This is a genomic window from Escherichia sp. MOD1-EC5189 (assembly GCF_002966045.1).
Lineage (GTDB): Bacteria > Pseudomonadota > Gammaproteobacteria > Enterobacterales > Enterobacteriaceae > Escherichia > Escherichia coli_F.
This window is the reverse complement of record NZ_PTRX01000025.1, coordinates 21,440-44,625: the sequence shown is the minus strand read 5'-3', so window position 1 is coordinate 44,625 and position 23,186 is coordinate 21,440. Positions and strand designations below refer to the sequence as shown.

General features: G+C 43.8%; 18 protein-coding genes. 8 read left to right on the top strand and 10 right to left on the bottom strand.

Annotated elements, in window-relative coordinates:
• Positions 1-472: 472 nt before the first annotated feature.
• Positions 473-1,042, top strand: a complete 570-nt coding sequence (gene ipuB, locus ATB02_RS19310) for a tyrosine-type DNA invertase IpuB (RefSeq protein WP_001224626.1) — start codon at positions 473-475, stop codon at positions 1,040-1,042.
• Between the two features lie 397 nt (positions 1,043-1,439).
• On the opposite strand, the gene dsdC is transcribed toward ipuB, so the two are convergent.
• On the bottom strand, positions 1,440-2,387 hold the full coding sequence (gene dsdC / locus ATB02_RS19305) for a DNA-binding transcriptional regulator DsdC (protein ID WP_105272107.1): 948 nt from the start codon (positions 2,385-2,387) through the stop codon (positions 1,440-1,442).
• A 217-nt stretch (positions 2,388-2,604) separates the two neighbouring features.
• Here dsdC and dsdX point away from each other — a divergent pair, with 217 nt between their 5' ends.
• The gene (dsdX, locus tag ATB02_RS19300; protein ID WP_000556039.1) at positions 2,605-3,942 is read left to right on the top strand and encodes a D-serine transporter DsdX; all 1,338 of its coding nucleotides are present in this window, start codon (positions 2,605-2,607) and stop codon (positions 3,940-3,942) included.
• A gap of 17 nt (positions 3,943-3,959) precedes the next feature.
• Positions 3,960-5,288, top strand: a complete 1,329-nt coding sequence (gene dsdA, locus ATB02_RS19295) for a D-serine ammonia-lyase (RefSeq protein WP_105272106.1) — start codon at positions 3,960-3,962, stop codon at positions 5,286-5,288.
• 108 nt (positions 5,289-5,396) lie between these two features.
• On the opposite strand, the gene emrY is transcribed toward dsdA, so the two are convergent.
• Together emrY and emrK are read right to left on the bottom strand one after the other, a co-directional pair.
• Complete coding sequence (emrY, locus tag ATB02_RS19290; protein WP_032184768.1) at positions 5,397-6,935, bottom strand: multidrug efflux MFS transporter permease subunit EmrY; 1,539 nt, start codon at positions 6,933-6,935, stop codon at positions 5,397-5,399.
• Complete coding sequence (gene emrK, locus ATB02_RS19285; RefSeq protein ID WP_105272105.1) at positions 6,935-8,098, bottom strand: multidrug efflux MFS transporter periplasmic adaptor subunit EmrK; 1,164 nt, start codon at positions 8,096-8,098, stop codon at positions 6,935-6,937. Before emrK ends, emrY begins: the two co-directional genes overlap by 1 nt.
• A gap of 415 nt (positions 8,099-8,513) precedes the next feature.
• Here emrK and evgA point away from each other — a divergent pair, with 415 nt between their 5' ends.
• Together evgA and evgS are read left to right on the top strand one after the other, a co-directional pair.
• Positions 8,514-9,128 (top strand): acid-sensing system DNA-binding response regulator EvgA, encoded by a 615-nt coding sequence (gene evgA, locus ATB02_RS19280; RefSeq protein WP_000991370.1) that lies wholly within the window; start codon positions 8,514-8,516, stop codon positions 9,126-9,128.
• 4 nt (positions 9,129-9,132) lie between these two features.
• A complete protein-coding gene (evgS, locus tag ATB02_RS19275) occupies positions 9,133-12,726 on the top strand; it encodes an acid-sensing system histidine kinase EvgS (RefSeq protein WP_105272104.1) in 3,594 nt (1,197 codons plus the stop codon).
• A 55-nt stretch (positions 12,727-12,781) separates the two neighbouring features.
• On the opposite strand, the gene yfdE is transcribed toward evgS, so the two are convergent.
• From yfdE to ATB02_RS19250, 5 genes are all read right to left on the bottom strand, one after another.
• Positions 12,782-13,927, bottom strand: coding sequence for a CoA:oxalate CoA-transferase (gene yfdE, locus ATB02_RS19270; protein ID WP_105272103.1), 1,146 nt, complete (start codon positions 13,925-13,927; stop codon positions 12,782-12,784).
• Positions 13,928-14,000: 73 nt separating this feature from the next.
• Complete coding sequence (gene yfdV / locus ATB02_RS19265) at positions 14,001-14,945, bottom strand: transporter YfdV (protein WP_000955028.1); 945 nt, start codon at positions 14,943-14,945, stop codon at positions 14,001-14,003.
• 68 nt (positions 14,946-15,013) lie between these two features.
• Entirely contained in the window at positions 15,014-16,708 is a 1,695-nt protein-coding gene (oxc, locus tag ATB02_RS19260; RefSeq protein ID WP_039020916.1) for an oxalyl-CoA decarboxylase, read from the bottom strand.
• A gap of 53 nt (positions 16,709-16,761) precedes the next feature.
• Positions 16,762-18,012 (bottom strand): formyl-CoA transferase, encoded by a 1,251-nt coding sequence (frc, locus tag ATB02_RS19255; protein WP_000106772.1) that lies wholly within the window; start codon positions 18,010-18,012, stop codon positions 16,762-16,764.
• A 513-nt stretch (positions 18,013-18,525) separates the two neighbouring features.
• The gene (locus ATB02_RS19250) at positions 18,526-19,158 is read right to left on the bottom strand and encodes a YfdX family protein (protein ID WP_105272102.1); all 633 of its coding nucleotides are present in this window, start codon (positions 19,156-19,158) and stop codon (positions 18,526-18,528) included.
• Positions 19,159-19,453: 295 nt separating this feature from the next.
• On the opposite strand from ATB02_RS19250, the gene ypdI reads away from it, so the two are divergent.
• A complete protein-coding gene (gene ypdI, locus ATB02_RS19245) occupies positions 19,454-19,729 on the top strand; it encodes a colanic acid biosynthesis lipoprotein YpdI (protein WP_000867670.1) in 276 nt (91 codons plus the stop codon).
• A gap of 76 nt (positions 19,730-19,805) precedes the next feature.
• Here the strand turns inward: ypdI and ATB02_RS19240 are convergent, their stop codons facing one another.
• Positions 19,806-20,048 carry a YfdY family protein gene (locus ATB02_RS19240; protein ID WP_000639883.1) on the bottom strand — a complete coding sequence of 81 codons (243 nt, stop codon included), beginning with the start codon at positions 20,046-20,048 and terminating at the stop codon, positions 19,806-19,808.
• A gap of 353 nt (positions 20,049-20,401) precedes the next feature.
• Between ATB02_RS19240 and lpxP the strand changes: the two genes are divergently transcribed.
• A complete protein-coding gene (gene lpxP, locus ATB02_RS19230) occupies positions 20,402-21,322 on the top strand; it encodes a kdo(2)-lipid IV(A) palmitoleoyltransferase (protein ID WP_000484014.1) in 921 nt (306 codons plus the stop codon).
• 354 nt (positions 21,323-21,676) lie between these two features.
• Positions 21,677-21,748, top strand: coding sequence for a membrane protein YpdK (gene ypdK, locus ATB02_RS19225; RefSeq protein WP_010723117.1), 72 nt, complete (start codon positions 21,677-21,679; stop codon positions 21,746-21,748).
• Positions 21,749-21,812: 64 nt separating this feature from the next.
• Here ypdK and alaC read toward each other — a convergent pair whose 3' ends face one another.
• A complete protein-coding gene (alaC, locus tag ATB02_RS19220; RefSeq protein ID WP_000785931.1) occupies positions 21,813-23,051 on the bottom strand; it encodes an alanine transaminase in 1,239 nt (412 codons plus the stop codon).
• Positions 23,052-23,186 lie beyond the last annotated feature (135 nt).

Here is a 23,186-nt window from a genome sequence, read left to right as displayed (position 1 = left end):
TATTTAAAAAGTATCCAATGCAATTAATATTTTATCTAAAATTAACATTGTATCTTGTATATATTACATCCATGAATGTATGAATTTTTTTATTTAAAAATTAATGCACTATAACAAAAAACATCACCGAGTGTTAAAACTAACACAATAATTAACCAAAATAATATGACTGTTTATTTTTCATCCGTAAACAAAAAGGTACAAATATTTTCACCACAAAAAAAACCACCAGCATGGCATTGAATCATTATTCATAATACGCAACTTCTTGTGCTTATTTATGCTCACTGGTTGACTAATAATATTCTATACCCACTGAGCAACTATCTCTCTGGCGGGGTATTGATGAATATCCATTTAGTGGCATAATTTAAATCCCAGCTCATTACTTGCTTATAAAAAACAAGCAATAATACCAGGCTCTGGTATTTATAGTTTATTTTTTAACTTAATTAGTATAACCGATAATATTATGCGCAAATTTATTACTCATAGTGAATGGTTGTTATTTTTTGAAGCCATCAACGGTTCAAAAAATGAAATTAGAGATAAAGCCATGTTACAAATGGCATATGTACATGGCCTTAGGGTAAGCGAGCTTATTGCACTAAAGATTAGCGACATTGACTTTTCAGAGTCAGCAATATATATCAAGCGTTTAAAAAATGGATTATCCACAGTACATCCCCTGCAAAAAGAAACTGTTCTGTTATTAAAAAAATGGCTAGCACTACGTGATAACATAGTAAAAAAACCTTTTGAAGACTCTTTATTTCTTTCTTGTCAAGGAAATAAAATCTCGAGACAATATGTGTATAAGATGTGTAAGAAATATAGTCACAATATGAATATTAACATTCATCCTCACATGCTTAGGCATGGTTGTGGGTATGCTTTAGCTAATCAAGGGTTAGACACCAGACTAATACAAGATTATTTAGGGCACAGAAACATACATCATACGGTATTATATACAGCCAGTAATGCAGCAAGATTTAAACGAGTATGGGAGGGTGATGTGTTAGATATAAAGAAGATATAACCCCTGTTCTAAAGGCCTCAATTCATTGAGGCTTTTAGCCCCTCATTTTTATGACATACAACTGATAATCATAATGGATCCTCAATATTAATCAAAATGAGAAACAAATCACTTTTTTATTAAAAAAATTAATTTTTTTAAAGTTACAAACCAACACACATAATATTTAATAAAAATGCCACCAGCAAATATATTGCCACTTATCTTTTCTCTGGTAATCATAGTTTACTATGAATTATCGCTCTCCAATATTCGACACCAAGAAGATGTGGTTATTTTATTTATCCTTTTCGTAACTATTGACAAAACAATTCCCATATAAAAATCGCAATTTATAAAGCCAACATACACTTACAGTGCATAATAAGGTTATTTAGGAACCAGATGATTTAATGTATTATAAGGTATAACATTCATATTGACTTACCTGTTCTCTTAACCAGGTAATAAACGCTTCAATTTTTGGCCACTGCCTGCCCGGTAATGTGGTGATGTAATAATGCTGATGGCATTTCACCGTCATATCGCCAAACGGTGCAACGAGCTCACCAATGGCAAGCCTTTTTTGTACCAGGCGTTTCCTTCCCATCGCCACCCCAACATGATTCATTGCGGCGATAACGGCTAAATCAGAACGATCAAAGCCAATTCCTGAAGATGTCGGCAAATTAACCGTATAATGTTGCGCCCAACTATGCCATTCATCCGTACCAGAGTCGTTGCTCCATGCCTGTCTGTCATGGAGCAACGTACAGTGACGCAGGTTAATTACGGTGTTTGTTAAAGCATGTCTTTGAGCGTATTCCGGGCTACATACTGGCAGGATTTCTTCATCCATCAGAAAGTGATGAGTCAGTTGCGCTGACGGCGCGTCATCAAAGTAGATTGCCAAATCGATTCCGGCACGTTGCAGATTGACATTGTCATTACCAGTGAGCACGGTGAGCGAAATAGACGGATAGCGGCGAGTAAAGTCACCTAATGCGGGCACCAACCAGCATTGGGCGATAGAGGGCCGGGAATACAGAGTTAACGTACCCGATAACTCCTGATTTTTGATATCAAGAATTTCCTGGTTCAGGGTATCCAGCGACGATTTTAGCGCCCAATAAACGCGTTTCCCCTCGTGCGTTAATTCCACTTTGCGATGGGAACGAACAAACAACTGAATACCTAATTCTTCTTCCAGCTGATTGATACGGTGACTTACCGCACTGGGGCTCAGCGACAATTCCTCTGCCGCAAGGGCGAAGGACTGATGCCTGGCAGCCACTTCAAAAGTATGCAGTTTTGATAGTTGCCAGCCGTTAAGCAGTCGATTTCTTATTTCACGAAGGGGTTCCATAATCACCTCATTTTTCTATTAAGTGTAAAAAAATAGCGGCAAAATTTCAGCTGTGAGGTGAGCTAAAGTGAACCATATCTCAATTCACCTTCATTTCTAGATGTAAATCACTCCATTGATGCAATTTACCTCATGTGAAAGGCAAATTTTATCGTTTGTCAGCCTGCGTTGTTTTTTTGTCCAATATCATCAGGTTAATCACAGGGGAAGGTGAGATATGCACTCTCAAATCTGGGTTGTGAGCACGCTGCTTATCAGCATCGTGTTAATTGTACTGACCATCGTGAAGTTCAAATTCCACCCGTTTCTGGCGCTGTTGCTGGCCAGCTTCTTCGTGGGAACGATGATGGGCATGGGGCCACTGGATATGGTAAATGCTATTGAAAGTGGAATTGGCGGAACGCTGGGGTTCCTCGCTGCGGTTATCGGCCTTGGCACGATACTGGGAAAAATGATGGAAGTATCCGGGGCCGCAGAAAGAATTGGTCTGACACTTCAGCGTTGCCGCTGGCTTTCAGCTGATGTCATTATGGTACTGGTTGGCCTGATTTGCGGCATCACGCTGTTTGTCGAAGTGGGCGTTGTGCTATTGATTCCTCTGGCTTTTTCAATTGCCAAAAAAACCAATACCTCATTGTTAAAGCTGGCCATTCCGCTGTGTACCGCATTGATGGCAGTGCACTGCGTGGTTCCCCCACATCCGGCTGCTTTATATGTTGCCAATAAGCTTGGCGCAGATATCGGTTCGGTGATCGTCTACGGTTTGCTGGTTGGGCTGATGGCATCACTGATCGGTGGCCCACTTTTCCTTAAATTTCTGGGTCAACGACTGCCCTTTAAACCTGTACCCACAGAGTTTGCCGATCTCAAAGTTCGCGATGAAAAAACACTACCGTCATTAGGCGCAACGTTATTCACCGTACTGCTACCCATTGCGCTGATGTTGGTTAAAACGATTGCCGAATTGAATATGGCGCGTGAGAGTGGTTTGTATAGCTTGCTTGAGTTTATTGGCAACCCTATCACTGCCATGTTTATCGCCGTATTTGTCGCCTATTATGTGTTGGGTATACGTCAGCATATGAGCATGGGGACGATGCTCACACATACGGAAAATGGCTTCGGTTCTATTGCTAATATTTTGCTGATTATCGGGGCTGGAGGCGCATTCAACGCCATTTTAAAAAGCAGCAGTCTCGCTGATACGTTGGCAGTTATTCTCTCCAATATGCATATGCACCCGATTCTTCTGGCCTGGTTGGTGGCACTTATTCTGCATGCTGCAGTGGGCTCCGCTACGGTGGCAATGATGGGGGCAACGGCAATTGTTGCACCCATGCTGCCGCTGTATCCCGACATCAGTCCGGAAATTATTGCGATTGCTATCGGTTCAGGTGCGATTGGCTGCACGATCGTTACGGACTCGCTTTTCTGGCTGGTGAAGCAATATTGCGGCGCTACGCTCAATGAAACATTTAAATACTATACGACAGCGACATTTATCGCTTCAGTCGTCGCTCTGGCGGGCACATTCCTGCTGTCATTTATCATCTAAGCGCAAAGAGACGTACTATGGAAAACGCTAAAATGAACTCGCTCATCGCCCAGTATCCGTTGGTAAAGGATCTGGTTGCTCTTAAAGAAACCACCTGGTTCAATCCTGGCACGACCTCATTGGCTGAAGGTTTACCTTATGTTGGCCTGACCGAACAGGATGTTCAGGACGCCCATGCGCGCTTATCTCGTTTTGCCCCCTATCTGGCAAAAGCATTTCCTGAAACGGCTGCCTCTGGAGGGATTATTGAATCAGAACTGGTTGCCATTCCGGCTATGCAAAAACGGCTGGAAAAGGAATATCAGCAACCGATCAGCGGGCAACTGTTACTGAAAAAAGATAGCCATTTGCCTATTTCCGGCTCCATAAAAGCACGCGGCGGGATTTATGAAGTCCTGGCACATGCAGAAAAACTGGCTCTGGAAGCAGGGTTGCTGACGCTTGAAGATGACTACAGCAAACTGCTTTCTCCGGAGTTTAAGCAGTTCTTTAGCCAATACAGCATTGCTGTGGGCTCAACCGGAAATCTGGGGTTATCAATCGGTATTATGAGCGCCCGCATTGGCTTTAAGGTGACAGTACATATGTCTGCTGATGCCCGAGCATGGAAAAAAGCGAAACTGCGCAGCCATGGCGTTACGGTCGTGGAATATGAGCAAGATTATGGTGTTGCTGTCGAGGAAGGACGTAAAGCAGCGCAGTCTGACCCGAACTGTTTCTTTATTGATGACGAGAATTCCCGCACGTTGTTCCTTGGGTATTCCGTCGCAGGCCAGCGTCTTAAAGCGCAATTTGCCAAGCAAGGTCGTATCGTCGATGCTGGTAACCCTCTGTTTGTCTATCTGCCGTGTGGCGTTGGCGGTGGTCCTGGTGGCGTCGCATTCGGTCTTAAACTGGCATTTGGCGATCATGTTCACTGCTTTTTTGCCGAACCCACGCACTCTCCTTGTATGCTGTTAGGCGTCCATACCGGACTACACGATCAGATTTCTGTTCAGGATATTGGTATCGACAACCTTACCGCAGCGGATGGCCTTGCTGTTGGTCGCGCATCAGGCTTTGTCGGGCGGGCAATGGAGCGTCTGCTGGATGGCTTCTATACCCTTAGCGATCAAACCATGTATGACATGCTTGGCTGGCTGGCGCAGGAAGAAGACATTCGTCTTGAGCCTTCAGCACTGGCGGGTATGGCCGGGCCTCAGCGCGTGTGCGCATCAGTAATTTACCAACAGATGCAAGGTTTCAGCACAGAACAACTGCGTAATGCCACTCATCTGGTGTGGGCGACAGGAGGTGGAATGGTGCCGGAAGAAGAGATGAAGCAATATCTGGCTAAAGGCCGTTAATAACGTTTCACCGCAGCATCGCCATCCTTTCCCTGGGTGAGCGATGCTGCCGATGGCGCAGGCTTAAGATTCTACCGTCTTACCTGCTATAGCTCTCTCTTTTTACCATCACCCAACACCTTTCGCTGTAAACGGCGGTTTCGCAAACCAAACCAATACCGTAAGTAAGATAAAAGCAATAGCCGCCATACGGAAAATCTCATTTGCAGAAATTGAAAGTGACTGCTGAGTTATTTCATTATTAATTTCATTAAGAACCCCTGAAAGCGAACCATAGTATTTATCCATAATTTGTGATGATGAATTAAACACGGGGTTAAATTGATCGATGGTTGCTGTCAACTGACTATGGTGTAACGATTCGCGTCGTCCCCACAACGTCATTGTCAACGACGTACCAACTGATCCTGACAGGGTACGAAAAAAATTACTCATACTCGAGGCATTGGCAAATTTATTATCAGGCAACCCTGAAAACGAAATCGTTGTTAAGGGTAAAAAGAAACAGGCAACGGCGAATCCCTGGAAAAACTGTGGCAAAATGATGCCTGTGAAATCAATCGTTGGCATAAATGTCACAGAACGCCAGTAATAGCAAACCGCATACATCAAAAAACTAAATGTAACCAATGCACGCATATCAATTTTGTTACCATAACGTCCTATTAAAGGCGATATTAATAGTGGCATTATGCCGATTGGCGCATAGGCAAGCCCGGCCCATATCGCATTATACCCCATAGTTTCCTGCAGCAACTGCGGCATAAGTACAATCGCCCCAGAGTAAAATAAATATGCGCATGTGATACACACAATACCAATGGTGAAATTACGCGACGTGAATAAACTGAGGTCAAGAATCGGGTTCTCTGAGGTCGACTCCCAAATGACTAGAGAGATCAGAGAAATAACTGACACTATTGTTAATATTATGATTGTACTCGAGTTAAACCAATCCAGATCGCGCCCTTTATCAAGCATAATTTGCAAGCCACCAACACCGAGCACTAACAGGGTCAACCCTGGTAAATTCATTTTGACCGGTGAAGTTTCAGTTTCTCTTCCTTTAAGTAAAGTTAAACATAATGTCAGGACGATAATCCCCATAGGGACATTGATTAAAAATATCCATCCCCAACTAAAGTTATCACAAATATAGCCACCCAATATCGGCCCACAAATCGGAGCGATAATTACGGTCATTGACCATAACGCCAAAGCAAATGTTCTTTTTTCTGGCGGATAATTCCTTAATAATAAACTCTGTGACAATGGAATTAACGGCCCCGCCATTAATCCCTGGACGACTCTAAAAAAAATAAGAACATCAAGATTAGTCGAAAGACTACACATTAATGAAGACAGCGAAAAGAAGGTTACTGATAGTAAAAATAACCTTAATTCGCCTATTCTTTGTGCCAGCCTGCCGGTAACAGGGATCGCAATGGCATTTGCTACGCCAAACGATGTGATAACCCATGTGCCTTCGTCCGTTGATGCTCCGAGAAAGCCAGATATTGTGGGTATTGCGACGTTAGAAATAGTGGAGTCCAACATTTGCATAAACGTCGCTAATGACAACGCAATAGTGACGCACCATAACGTCCCACCGGTTAATGGTGCCGGAGTTGATTTAGTGATTGCCATTAAAGTTGTCCATTATGAGAAATAATGTTGTTAATCTCTTTTTCTATCGGACTGGTATCGATAACTAAGGCCTTACTGGTGTAAGCAGGCATGGACGTCACGGATGAAGCCAGATCAGGCATATCGGCAATGTCTTCGTTCTTGGTATCAATGGTTGCAGTCATCGATAAACCAATGCGCAAGGGATGTTCCATGAGTTCTTTTGGATCCAGAGACACCTCAACCGGTACACGCTGAACGATTTTGATCCAGTTCCCTGTCGCATTTTGTGCAGGTAATAAGGAGAACGCATTGCCGGTTCCCATATTGATCCCTGTCACCCGACCATGAAACACAACATTTTCACCATAAAGATCGCTGATTATATTAACCGATTGACCAATCCGTACATCCGTGAGTTGTGTTTCTTTAAAGTTGGCATTAACCCACATTTGACGTGCCGGTACGACAGCCATTAACGATTGTCCAGGACTCACTGTTTCACCAACCTGCACACTTCGCTGGGCAATATAACCAGTAACCGGACTCTTAATATCCGTACGCTTAAGCGCTAACCAGGCTTCTTTGGTTGCATCCGCAGCTTCAACAACTTGTGGCTGGCGATTTAATGGTGTGTTCATTACTAAGGCTTTGTTCGCTTTATAAGCCTGAATAGCTGCATTCAATGCCGCTTTGCTACTTATTAACGTATCTTTGGTGTGCTCCAGCGTTTCTTTTGAAATAACCCCCTGCTTTGCTAGCGGCACACGACGATTATAATCTTCTAAAGATTGTTGATACTGGATACGTGCTGAAGCGACTTCGGCACTGTATTGTTTATCCTGTAAGTATAGTTTATTCGTTTGTCGCACAATATTTGCCAGATTATTTTTAGCTTTATTGAGTGCAATCGTGGCATCAGTTTTATCCAGTGAAACTAAAATGTCACCCTGTCGAACAAAGTTCGTATCTTTATGATTAACGACAGTGACACTGCCTGAGACTTGTGCAGAAATTGGATCAGCATTCCCCGTAACATAGGCGTCATCTGTGCTAATCATGTCTTCTAATTCCAGTGACCAATAGGCATAGGCACCTGAAAACGCAATAAATAAAATTACCGCTAACAAAGAAAAATATTTTCTTCTGTCAGAATGTTTTTTATTTGAATTAATCTGTTCCACTATTATCTCTCATTTCGCATAGATGAAATTTATGAATGGAATGAAAAGAGTATTCATTCTTCATATCAAACACAGTGCATGTGTTACACATTATCCCAGGAACGTTGGAGGCCTAATTTAAAAGAGTTACAGAAGATACAACAGAGGACTGAACCGTGACTTTTGCAATACAATTCTTACGCCTGTAGGATTAATGAGAAGCCTTATAGTACTCATTTGAAACTATAAGTTAGCGGTATCATCCCTGATTTTATTGTTGACATTTTATTTATGCCGACTATTTATATGGTATACTTGTCGAATTATCTTAAAGGAAGCTCAAATTTTCTTATTTTTATTGAGAAAATGAGATGATGCCTTATGTCTGTATTACTACAGGGAGAAGGGAAATGCTTCATTGCAAAGGGAATAATCTATGAACGCAATAATTATTGATGACCATCCTCTTGCTATCGCAGCAATTCGTAATTTATTGATCAAAAACGATATTGAAATCTTAGCAGAGTTGACTGAAGGCGGAAGCGCCGTTCAGCGGGTGGAAACACTTAAGCCTGATATCGTCATCATTGATGTCGATATCCCCGGAGTTAACGGTATCCAGGTGTTAGAAACGCTGAGAAAGCGCCAATATAGCGGAATTATTATTATTGTCTCCGCTAAAAATGACCATTTTTACGGGAAACATTGTGCTGATGCTGGCGCTAATGGTTTCGTGAGTAAAAAAGAAGGCATGAACAATATCATTGCGGCTATTGAAGCTGCAAAAAATGGCTACTGCTATTTCCCCTTCTCTCTCAATCGGTTTGTTGGAAGTTTAACGTCCGACCAGCAAAAACTCGACTCCTTATCGAAACAAGAAATTAGTGTCATGCGGTATATTCTTGATGGCAAGGATAATAATGACATTGCTGAAAAAATGTTCATCAGCAACAAAACTGTCAGCACTTATAAAAGTCGCTTGATGGAAAAATTAGAATGCAAATCACTGATGGATCTTTACACATTCGCACAACGTAACAAAATCGGCTAACCACATGAAGTTTTTACCCTATATTTTTCTTCTCTGTTGTGGTCTTTGGTCGACCATAAGTTTCGCAGACGGAGATTACATCGAATATCGTGGCATCAGTAGTAACAACCGTGTCACACTTGATCCACTACGTCTGAGCAACAAGGAATTACGCTGGCTGGCGAGCAAAAAAAATCTTGTGATTGCAGTACACAAGTCCCAAACAGCTACGTTGTTGCATACCGATTCGCAGCAACGGATTCGTGGTATTAATGCTGATTATTTAAATCTTTTAAAAAGAGCGTTAAATATCAAATTAATACTCCGGGAATACGCAGATCATCAAAAAGCAATGGACGCGCTGGAAGACGGTGAAGTTGATATCGTGTTATCACATTTAGTTGCTTCGCCGCCTCTTAATGATGACATTGCTGCAACTAATCCTCTGATAATTACCTTTCCTGCGTTGGTCACTACCCTTCACGATTCAATGCGACCGCTTACCTCATCAAAACCAGTAAATATTGCGCGAGTAGCAAATTACCCCCCCGACGAGGTAATTCACCAATCATTTCCCAAAGCAACAATTATCTCTTTTACAAATTTATATCAGGCATTAGCATCCGTCTCAGCCGGACAGAATGATTACTTTATTGGTAGTAACATCATTACCAGCAGTATGATTTCCCGTTATTTTACTCACTCCTTAAATGTAGTGAAGTATTATAACTCACCGCGTCAATATAACTTTTTATTAACCAGAAAAGATTCAATCGTTCTTAATGAAGTACTCAATCGATTTGTCAATGCTTTAACAAATGAAGTTCGCTATGAAGTATCACAAAATTGGCTTGATACAGGAAACCTGGCCTTTCTGAACAAACCATTAGAACTCACTGAACATGAAAAACAGTGGATTAAGCAGCATCCCGATTTAAAGGTGCTGGAAAATCCTTACTCGCCACCCTATTCTATGACAGATGAAACTGGCTCAGTTCGGGGCGTGATGGGTGATATTCTTAATATTATTACCTTGCAAACAGGTTTAAATTTTTCTCCGATCACCGTTTCACACAATATTCATGCGGGGACACAGCTTAACCCCGGTGGATGGGATATATTGCCCGCCGCTATTTATAGTGAAGATCGAGAAAATAATGTTTCATTTGCTGAAGCCTTCATAACAACGCCTTACGTTTTTGTCATGCAAAAAGCGCCTGACAGTGAACAAACATTAAAAAAAGGAATGAAAGTTGCCATTCCATATTATTATGAGCTTCATTCGCAATTGAAAGAGATGTATCCGGAGGTTGAGTGGATACAAGTCGATAATGCTAGCGCTGCATTTCACAAGGTTAAGGAAGGTGAACTTGATGCCCTGGTCGCGACACAGCTAAATTCGCGTTACATGATCGACCATTACTATCCTAATGAGCTTTATCATTTTCTTATTCCCGGCGTTGAGAATGCATCGCTTTCATTCGCTTTTCCTCGCGGAGAACCAGAACTTAAGGATATTATTAATAAAGCATTGAATGCAATTCCACCAAGCGAAGTTCTGCGCCTGACAGAAAAATGGATCAAAATGCCCAATGTGACCATTGACACATGGGACCTCTATAGTGAGCAATTTTACATTGTTACGACTTTATCCGTTTTATTAGTTGGCAGTAGCCTTTTATGGGGATTCTACCTGTTACGCTCAGTTCGTCGTCGTAAGGTAATTCAGGGTGATTTAGAAAACCAAATATCATTCCGGAAAGCACTCTCGGATTCCTTACCGAATCCAACTTATGTTGTAAACTGGCAAGGTAATGTCATTAGTCACAATAGTGCATTTGAACATTATTTCACTGCTGATTACTACAAAAATGCAATGTTGCCATTAGAAAACAGTGACTCCCCCTTTAAAGATGTTTTTTCTAATGTGCATGAAGTCACAGCAGAAACGAAAGAAAACAGAACAATATATAGCCAAGTTTTTGAAATTAATAATGGTACTGAAAAAAGATGCATTAATCATTGGCATACATTATGCAATTTACCTGCAAGTGACAATGCAGTATATATTTGTGGTTGGCAAGATATTACCGAGACGCGTGATTTAATTCATGCACTCGAAGTAGAAAGAAATAAAGCGATCAATGCAACTGTCGCAAAAAGCCAGTTCCTGGCAACAATGAGTCACGAAATAAGAACACCAATAAGCTCCATTATGGGCTTCCTGGAACTTCTGTCGGGTTCAGGTCTTAGCAAGGAGCAACGTGTGGAGGCGATTTCACTTGCTTACGCCACCGGACAGTCACTCCTCGGCTTAATTGGTGAAATCCTTGATGTCGACAAAATTGAATCGGGTAACTATCAACTTCAACCACAATGGGTCGATATCCCTACTTTAGTCCAAAACACTTGTCATTCTTTCGGTGCGATTGCTGCAAGCAAATCCATCGCATTAAATTGCAGCAGTACGCTTCCTGAACGCTACCTGGTTAAAATCGACCCTCAAGCATTTAAGCAGGTGCTGTCTAATTTACTGAGTAATGCCCTTAAATTTACCACCGAGGGGGCAGTAAAAATTACGACTTCCCTGGTTCATATTGATGACAACCACGCTGTTATCAAAATGACGATTATGGACACCGGAAGCGGATTATCGCAGGAAGAACAACAACAACTGTTTAAACGCTATAGCCAAACAACAGCAGGTCGTCAGCAAACAGGTTCTGGTTTAGGCTTAATGATCTGCAAAGAATTAATTAAAAACATGCAGGGCGATTTGTCATTAGAAAGTCATCCAGGCATAGGAACGACATTTACGATCACAATCCCGGTAGAAATTACCCAACAAGTGGCGACTGTCGAGGCAAAAGCAGAACAACCTATGACACTCCCTGAAAAGTTGAGCATATTAATCGCGGATGATCATCCGACCAACAGGCTATTACTCAAACGCCAGCTAAACCTATTAGGATATGATGTTGATGAAGCCTCTGATGGTGTACAAGCGCTACACAAAGTCAGTATGCAGCATTATGATCTGCTTATTACTGATGTTAATATGCCGAATATGGATGGTTTTGAGTTGACCCGCAAACTCCGTGAGCAACATTATTCTTTACCCGTCTGGGGGCTTACGGCCAACGCACAGGCTAATGAACGCGACAAAGGGTTAAATTGCGGCATGAACTTATGTTTGTTCAAACCGTTAACCCTGGATGTACTGAAAACACATTTAAGTCAGTTACACCAGGTTGCGCATATTGCACCTCAGTATCGCCACCTTGATATCGAGGCCCTGAAAAATAATACGGCGAACGATCTACAACTGATGCAGGAGATTCTCATGACTTTCCAGCATGAAACGCATAAAGATCTACCCGCTGCGTTTCATGCGTTAGAAGCTGGCGATAACAGAACTTTCCATCAGTGTATTCATCGCATCCACGGTGCGGCTAACATCCTGAATTTGCAAAAGTTGATTAATCTTAGCCACCAGTTAGAAATAACGCCCGTTTCAGATGACAGCAAGCCTGAAATTCTTAAGTTGCTGAACTCTGTTAAAGAACACATTGCAGAGTTAGACCAGGAGATTGCGGTTTTCTGTCAACAAAATGACTAAATAGCGGCTCCCACAATGTTCAAATGTGGGAGCTATTTACCAGCACATCTAACATTTACGATGAGAATTCCTGGCGAATTTGTTCCCCATGCTGGTCGAGCGTTGCCGCTCCCGGCATAACATGCGGGTCCGCGCAGCCGCTGATTTTTATCGGATTACCCGGCATCATTATTCCCCCGGCTTCAATCAACATATTTCTCGCCTGAGTTTGTGGCAAATTAATGGCCTCAGCCACACTTAATAGCGGCGCTACAGGCACACCAACTTCATTTATTCTGGCTAACCAAACTTCAGCTGCCTGCGTTTTTAACGTCCGCTCAATATATTGTTTAAGAATAGCTTGATTTTGTACACGTAAAATATTGCTGTTAAATCGGGGATCATCAACAAGTTCCGTCAGATCCAGTGCCTGGCATAACGCAGAAAAAAGCTTGTCATTACCACAACAAATAGTAATTGGTTTATCCTGAGTATCGAAAACATCAAAAGGAGCCATGTAGGGATGGCGATTTCCCAGGCGTTGTGGTGACTTCCCTGTCGCGATATATGCCATCAGTCCATGCTCCAGAAAACTCAGAGTGGCATCAAACATCGCGATATCGACATGCGCCCCTCGCTGGCTCTTTTCGCGGCCATAAAGCGCACTCACGATTCCACTGAATAAATAGACACCGCCACAGAGATCTGCAAGAGAGGTGCCAACACGCACTGGCGGAGCATCAGGATATCCCGTTTCCATCATTATTCCACTCATTGCCTGAATAATGGTATCGTAGGCCGGAGCATCTTTTAGCGGACCGGTATGTCCGAAACCTGACGATGAAGCATATATGAGGCGTGGGTTGATTTCTTGTAGCGTTTCCCACGAAAACCCCAGTTTTTCCATTGTACCTGGGCGAAAATTCTCAGCTAATACATCCGCTTGTTTAAGCATATTTATAAATATGCTTTTATCGTGATCATTCTTTAAATCAAGAACCACGCTCTCTTTGCCATGATTAATAAAACTGTAATAGAGTGACTGTCCATCCACATAGGGACCAAATGTGCGGGTATCATCACCATGACCTGGCGGCTCAACTTTAATTACCCTTGCGCCCATATTACAAAGAAGTTGAGTTCCGAAAGGCCCATTAAGGACATGAGTCATATCAATAACTAATAACCCTTCAAATGGGCCTTTGCTTTCAGTATTTGTCATTTGCTTATGCCTTGAAAAAAAGCCGAAGGTGAAAAGACTCTTCGGCATTTATGAAAATTAATAACATGATTAATTATGAAACCAGTCGACTGACATAAATCCACAAGGGAGCCGTGACGACAAAACCCAGCACGCTAACAGCCAATGACGCTGTACCAGTGCGGGTGTAGACATTAAACCGGCTGGCAATAATGATTCCGGAGAATGCCGGCGGTAATGCGCCTGCCAGTACCATCATCTGCAGATGTTCGCTGTTCAAATGACATGCCATACCAACGAGAAGCAGTGCCAGTGGCATCAGAATCAGCTTCAGGAAGGTGTTATAAGCAATTTCAGCACTGAACTCGAATTTATGTGCAGCCAGAGTCAACCCCGCAGCGAATACCGCTACCCCTGAGTTAGCCTTCGCAATCAGATTAAAGGTTGGATCCCATGCTGCCGGAATTTTTACCCCAACCAACACCAGGATCGTTGCCAGAACAGGTGCCCATACGACTGGCTCCTTTGCCGCAGAGATTAACGCGCTCAGATTGCTATTCTTCTTACCATCCGCTCCTGAGGAGGGATTCAGCAAATATAGACCAATAGGAATAGTAATTGCGTTAACAATAATAGAAATAATTGCTACCACTAAACCTGTTGATACGGAATCACCATAAATAGGGTCGAGAACTGCAAACCCCAGGAATCCAATGGTAGGTGAACCTGCAATTAATGCACATACTGCTGCTTCTGCATGGGTACGTTTAAAAAATTTGTAGCAACCAAACCAGGAGAAAAAGAAACATCCGACAATAACCACAAGTGATACAAGGGTCAGGCGAGTGTCCGCAAAAATCATTTCCCTGTTTGCCCGGGTAATAGAAACAAATAGGGCCGCAGGAAGAGCGTAGTTTAATACCAGTTTATTAAATGCCCGGGCTTGATCTTCTGAAAAAGTTTCTCGTCTGCCGCTAAAATAACCCAACAGCATGATTACGATAATAGGCAATAAATCGCCAATAAAAAATGTTAGCATAATAGTATTTCCGATAAGGGTCCCCTCACCATCGATAATGAGTTGGCAAGAGGAGACGATGTCAGTATTTAATTACCAGCGACTTGTTTTGGGTTAAGTTTGGTAATATGGCCACTTTCAGTTCCTGCTGCTGGGTCGATGACCACATTAATAATGGTCGGTTTGCGCGACTGAATACCGGTGGTTAACGCATGACGAAGCTCATCTGTCGTGGTGACGTTATATCCAACGCCACGAAATGCATCCATTAATTTGTCATACCTTGCATGGTGCAATAGATCTGTTGGTGATGGTGCACCAGCGCCACTGAGATCAACACCGTCTCCTCTGTAGATGCCGCCATTATTAAAAATAACGATTGTCACCGGCAGGTTATATCGACAAATCGTTTCAATCTCCATCCCACTGAAACCAAAAGCACTATCACCTTCAATGGCGACAACCGGAGAACCAGAGGTCACGCTAGCACCGATGGCATAGCCCATACCGATGCCCATGACACCCCAGGTGCCACAATCCAGACGACGACGTGGTTTATACATATCAATAATATTTCGTGCATTATCCAGGGTATTTGCCCCTTCATTAACTAAATAAATATCCTGGTTCTCGCGCAATACATCGCGCACCGCACTCAATGCATTAAAGTAATTTAATGGTTGGGTATCTGTACTTAACTTTTCATGCATTTTTTGCGCATTTTGCTGCTTGTGGATATTTAAAATATCGCGCCACACCAGTGGAGTCGTAAATGTGTTTTGTTTCAGTTCTGCCAGCATACCGTGCATACTGGATGCAATATCGCCAACGACTGGCACAGCAATGGGGCGGTTGCTGTCAATTTCCTGCGGTTCTATATCCAGTTGAATAAACTGTGTATCTGCCGCCCATCCTTTTTTACCGTGCGCCAGTAACCAATTCAGTCGCGCCCCAACAAGCATGACAACATCAGCATTTGCCAGCGCAAACGAACGCGCAGCCGCCGCAGAAAGTGGATGCGTATCTTCCAGGATCCCTTTCGCCATAGACATTGGCAGGAATGGAATCTGGGTACTTTCAATAAACTCACGAAGCTGCTCATCAGCTTGTGAATACGCCGCGCCTTTACCAAGGATAATTAATGGCCGTTCTGCTTTTGCTAACAGCGAAATTGCACTAGTGACTGACTTCGGGCATGGCAATAACGCTGGCGATGGGTTTTCAACTTTAACAATAGTGGCTAATGCTTCGTCTTTTTCCATCGTCGCAGCCAGGACATTTGCTGGCAAATCAAGATAAACACCACCAGGGCGACCCGAAACGGAGACCCGGATAGCGCGTGCCAACGCAATGCCAAGATCCTGCGGCTGGTTAACGCGGAATGCCGCTTTGGCATAGGGTTTTGCCGCATTCATTTGGTCCAGCTCTTCATAATCACCTTGCTGGAGATCAACGATCGCGCGATCGCTGGAGCCGCTGATCATGATCATCGGAAAACCATTTACTGTTGCGTTGGCCAATGCGGTCAAACCATTGAGGAATCCTGGCGCAGAAACGGTCAGGCAGATCCCTGGCTTTTGGGTAAGAAAACCGCTTGCCGCAGCCGCATAGCCTGCAGATTGCTCATGACGAAAACCAATATAACGAATGCCTTCCGCCTGGGCATGGCGCGCCATATCCGTCACAGGAATACCTACAACACCATAAATAGTGTCAATATTATTCTGTTTTAATGCTTCAACGATGATATGCATACCATCTGTCATTTGAAGTTGATCTGACATGATTAATAACCTCGAAATTTTTATAAATTGGGAGCCAGAAGCCCCCGTTAATATCAGATGGCGTGGTTTTGCTTCATTGCAGCAATTTCATCGTCGCTATAACCCAGCTCCTGCAATACAGCAGCGGTATGTTCACCTAATAGCGGCGCAGCTTTAATATCCGGCGTAAAGGCAGAGAATTTCATTGGACAACCAACTGTCAGATATTTTCCACGCAACGGTTGCTCCACTTCGACAACACTGCCACTTTGGCGCAAAGAGGGATCAAGTGAAATTTCTTTCATACTTAAAACCGGTGCACAAGGAATATCAAACTGAGTCAAATAGGCCACCGCTTCATGTTTATCAATAGTGACAGTGTATTTTTCGATTTCAGCAAAAATATCGAAAATATGTGGCTGTCGGGCATGAGCTGTACTGTATGCCGGATCGGTAATCCATTCTGGTTTGCCGATAGCTTTACAGGTGTTTTCCCAGTTTTGCTCCTGAATAGTGAAATAGATATAGGCGTTAGGATCGGTTTCCCAGCCTTTACATTTCAGGATCCAGCCAGGCTGACCGCCACCACCCGCATTACCACCGCGTGGTACTGCGTCGCCAAATGTGCCATTCGGATACTGCGGGTATTCTTCCAGATAACCCAGCTTATCGAGGCGCTGCTGGTCACGTAATTTCACGCGGCAAAGGTTCAACACGGCATCCTGCATTGACATGGTAACTCGTTGCCCACGCCCCGTTTTTTCGCGATGCAGCAAAGCAGCAAGTAAACCGATCAGCAAATGCATTCCGGTGTTGCTGTCACCCAACGCTGCAGCGCTTACCAGCGGCGGGCCGTCCCAAAAACCCGTAGTGGATGCCGCGCCACCCGCTGCCTGAGCAACGTTTTCATAGGCTTTTACATTCACATAAGGCGAACACTCATCAAACCCTTTGATCGAACCAAAAATCAGACGTGGGTTGATTTCCTGAATATGCTCCCAGGTGAAGCCCATGTGATCAATAGCCCCTGGATGAAAGTTCTCGACCAAGATATCAGCTTCGCGGATCAGCTTTTCCATTACCTCTTTGCCTTCCGCTGTTTTGGTATTTAATTCAATAGAACGTTTGTTGCTGTTAAGCATGGTGAAGTAAAGTGCATCGATATCAGGAATATCTCGCAGCTGGCGACGCGTTACGTCACCAACGCCGGGACGTTCAATTTTAATGACGTCAGCGCCAAACCACGCCAGCATCTGAGTACAAGATGGGCCAGATTGCACACCGGTGAAATCGAGAACTTTAATTCCTTGAAGTGGAGTTGACATAGCAATACCTATTAGTTAATTAAATATATGTTAATTTAGCGTTTATTTAAGGCATAACGCCCTCTATAAATAATCCGCAAAATATCGTCGTAGCTGCACTCGATATTTTTAAATTCCTGTATCAAGTGCTGAAAATCATTTCATCGCCACTTCCAATTCCTTTCTGCATGGTAAGTAGTGAGGACGAAAAGAAGAATATGATAAATATTGGTTTGCGGTAATCAGAGAGAGCCGCGACATTTGTGATGTTATTCTTACAACTGTAAGAAGCGATTGTGATTTACAGTTAGGGAAATGATTACGATTTTTAAATCGTACCATAAAACATAACATAAACAATGATTTCGTGATGACACGGGATTATTAATGTTTACTTTGAGGAATAGAAAATGCGTGTTTATAGAACCGCGAGCGCCAAATAATTTTATGACCACAATCGGTCGTATTGTGGTCATAAAAAATTGTCGCCTAGAGGGAGTAAAATCTTTTACTTCAATATGCTGCCTGTCAGCATTAGTTCACAAACAGTGCTTCGCTATCGACGATGATTCCATCTTCCGCACCTTTAAGCGCCAGGTTTGCCTCGTAGTATTGCTTTTTATCAAGCAGTTTCTGCGCATCAGCAAGTGCATTACGAGTCTGTTTAAGCGGCATCAGATATTGGTTTTCCATTACGCCAACACCGGCCAGGCGAAGCTCTTCCATTGCGCCCTTTTTATCCCCTTTCGCCATTTTTTCATTCGCAATTTTTATCGCTGCTTCTTTTTCTGGTGTCGCTACATAACTCTCAGAAATTCCGACAGATGCATTAATGACAATATATTGGTCATCATTGACATTGGTCTTTTTACCTGGCTTAGCGAACTTTGCCCATTCAGTACTGTCATCTGACAGCAAAGCTGAAGCTTCATTGGTCAGTTCTTTTGCCTTTTCCGGATCGCCATGAAACAGAGCCAGGCGCGCTACCTGCACGTCACGCATCGCATATAAACCCTGTTCAGAGATACGCTCTGCTGCTACCGTTTTCTGAGTTTGCTGAACTTGCTGAGTTTGCTGTTGTGCTGCTACCGGTGCATTATCAGCAGCCCATACAGTTGATGATGCCAAAATCGCTGTGACCATCGTAGCCATAATTAAACGTTTCATACTTACCTCATTCTTTAACAGTTTTAGAAAACGCCGCCATCATATTGGGTGAGCATGAAATGAGAAATCAGAGAGCAACGGTCATTTTGAAAGGGTTATCTTACAGTTGTAGTTATTATCGTAAGAAGTATTTTAGTCTTACAATTGTAGGAATATGCTTCCTGTCGCAGAGAACTATTCTTATATACCACAAAGAGATGTCATTTATTATATCGATGTAAATACTGATTAATTAAATGTAAATACAGCCATAACATCGTAGGTTCTCAGTGAGCCATTCTCAGGATAACTTTCTATGAAAGTAAACTTAATGCTTTTTAGCTTATTTTTATTGGTCTCTATTATGGCATGCAATGTTTTTGCATTTTCCATTTCTGGTGGTGGAAGTGAGACGAGCTATAAAGAGACAGAAAAAACGTCAGTGATGACGACAACTCATTCTACAAAACTTCAACCATCACAGGCGATTTTGTTTAAGATGAGAGAAGATGCGCCACCATTAAATCTCACAGAAGACATCACGCCCCCTTTTCCGACAAAGGCGAATTATCTTATTCATCCTGTGCGATAGCGTCTGTCACATGGCAGGTGAACAATCATATCTGTTGATGATGTGAGCACCTGCCCAAATGATCCATCCTGAACTACTACCGCCTGCCATACCCCACCATAAAGCGAATCATCAAGCCACAAGCCGGAGCAAGAAACATAAATATCCCCGTCACTAGTTCATTACCGCCAGTTAACCACATGGTGAAGTAGTAAATGAGTGCAGCGAGGATCACCATGCCGAAGAAAGAAGAGACCGCCGAGACCACGTTCAGTACCTGACCGATGTATCCGCTTACGCAGACAATACACAGGGCGAGAAACATCCATAAATAAATCATAGCTCAACCTCCTGCCGCGCTAAAAAACCTGTAACTTCAGTCACTTTAATAGTAAGACAATCCTTAACCTCTGGCAATTTTTGCTAAGTATTAATGAAAACAGCACGTTAAATGCAAGACTGTAATGTGCGAAAAAAATATTTACTTTGCACGATAAATAATCAGTAGCTGAAAGCAGTCAGCCAGTGATAAAGTAAAAGCACCGCATTCATGCTCCTCGTGGTTATGTCCTGACTAGTCTTTACACTCTTTACAGGAACCATTGTCGTACATGATGGCCCAATCAATTGAGTGTACCGCTGTCGACATGGAATCTTCTGCGATACAACAATTCGTATCTACAGAAGGTAACTATGTTTCCAAAATGCAAATTTTCCCGCGAGTTTCTACATCCTCGCTACTGGCTCACATGGTTTGGGCTTGGTGTACTCTGGCTTTGGGTACAGCTTCCTTACCCTGTTCTCTGTTTTCTCGGCACGCGTATCGGCACGATGGCGCGACCATTCCTGAAACGTCGTGAATCTATCGCCCGTAAGAACCTGGAACTTTGTTTCCCACAGCATTCTGCTGAAGAGCGCGAGAAGATGATTGCCGAAAACTTTCGTTCACTCGGCATGGCGCTGGTAGAAACCGGCATGGCATGGTTCTGGCCCGACAGTCGCGTACGTAAATGGTTTGATGTTGAAGGGCTGGATAACCTCAAACGCGCACAACTGCAAAATCGTGGCGTGATGGTTGTCGGCGTCCATTTTATGTCGCTGGAATTGGGCGGCCGCGTGATGGGACTATGTCAGCCAATGATGGCCACCTATCGTCCGCATAATAATCAGCTGATGGAATGGGTGCAGACCCGTGGTCGCATGCGCTCTAACAAAGCGATGATCGGCAGAAATAATCTGCGCGGTATTGTCGGTGCGCTGAAGAAAGGTGAAGCCGTATGGTTTGCTCCCGATCAGGATTATGGTCGTAAAGGTAGCTCCTTCGCACCGTTCTTTGCGGTAGAAAATGTTGCCACAACCAATGGCACCTATGTCCTCTCTCGTCTCTCTGGCGCAGCCATGTTGACCGTAACGATGGTCAGAAAAACGGATTACAGCGGATATCGGTTGTTCATCACCCCTGAAATGGAAGGCTACCCGGCAGATGAAAATCAAGCCGCTGCCTATATGAACAAGATTATCGAGAAAGAGATTATGCGCGCACCTGAGCAATACCTCTGGATCCACCGTCGCTTTAAAACGCGCCCGGTGGGAGAATCGTCGTTATACATTTAACAAACTGCTCTTACTCTTTCCCTCCTCAAATCAGCCATAATAACCTCATGGTTTTTATGGCTTTTTTCTTAAGGTTTTTTCCTTCGCTGAATCTCTAATTATTACCGTCAGAAATTAAACTGTCGCCGATATGAGACACCTGTAAGTTACTAAAAGTAAATAAGAAAATGCCTCTTGTCTCGTTTCAGTTTTAGGCGTACATTAGCGCCGTCTCGAGCAGTTTAGCTCAGAATTCTGGGGTGATGCCCACGGTAAAATACGGACTTTCAATGTCGTTTTGCCCGGTGTCAACTCACTGTATCAGGTGTAATGAAGTCATTCAGGCGTAACAGTAATTACGCGGAGAGATGTAAAGTGAAATATTTCTTTATGGGCATTTCTTTTATGGTCATCGTTTGGGCCGGTACTTTTGCCCTGATGATCTAAAAGCAAACTGTGCAATGAAAAACAGGAGCCATCTGGCTCCTGTTTGCATTTCTGGCGATGGTGTTTATTCCGCGTTTTCGTGAATATGTTTGCTGCTGGCGGGTAGTAAACCGTCGGCACGGAACATCGCTTTAATTCCACGAATCGCCTGGCGTATACGGTCGCGGTTTTCAATCAGCGCAAAGCGGACATGGGTGTCGCCGTAGTCACCAAAGCCAATTCCCGGTGAGACACAGACCTTCGCTTCATTAAGCAGCTTCTTGGCAAATTCCAGCGAGCCCATGGCAGCATACGGTTCAGGGATTTTCGCCCAGACGTACATCGAAGCCTTCGGCATTTCGACCATCCAGCCTGCTTCATGCAGCCCTTTAACCAGTACATCGCGGCGGCGTTTGTACTGTTCGGCAATGTCGCGAACGCACTGTTGATCGCCCTCCAGTGCCGCAATCGCCGCCACCTGCAACGGCGTAAAAGTACCGTAATCGTGATAGCTTTTAATACGTGCCAGCGCACTGACCAGCGTTTTGTTGCCAACCATAAAGCCGATACGCCAGCCCGCCATGTTGTAGCTTTTCGACAGCGTGAAGAACTCGACTGCCACATCGCGTGCACCTGGCACCTGCATGATTGACGGCGCTTTCCAGCCATCGTAGACGATGTCCGCATAGGCCAGGTCATGGACCACCAGCACATCGTAGCGTTTCGCCAGCGCCACTACTTTTTCGAAGAACTCCAGCTCCACGCATTGCGCGGTTGGGTTCGAGGGAAAGCCGAGGATCATCATCTTCGGTTTCGGATAACTTTCGCGAATGGCGCGCTCCAGTTCATTGAAGAAATCGACACCTTCCACCAGCGGCACTGAGCGTACCTGCGCCCCGGCAATCACCGCGCCGTAAATATGAATAGGGTAGCTTGGATTAGGCACCAGTACAGTGTCACCGTGATCCAGCGTCGCCAGCATCAGATGCGCCAGCCCCTCTTTCGAGCCAATGGTGACGATAGCCTCTGATTCCGGGTCGATCTCGACGTCGTAACGATCCTGATACCAGCGGGAAATGGCGCGACGTAACCGCGGAATACCACGCGAGGTGGAATAACCATGCGTGTCCGGTCGCTGGGCCACCGTACATAATTTTTCGACGATATGCGGCGGGGTCGCACCGTCCGGGTTACCCATACTGAAATCGATAATATCTTCGCCGCGCCGACGCGCAGCCATTTTCAGTTCAGCGGTAATGTTAAAAACGTAGGGTGGGAGACGATCAATACGCGTAAAGCGACGTTCAGGGCGAGTGTCAGCCATAATTTCCTCAGATTAACGTGAGCGCCCGGACCGTCCGAGCGACGCTGCCACGATGGTGGCTGTTTTGAAAATAGCCTGATTAATTTCTGTCTGTCCAGCGTTTTAGAACATTTTTGTTAATAGCCTTAAATGAGG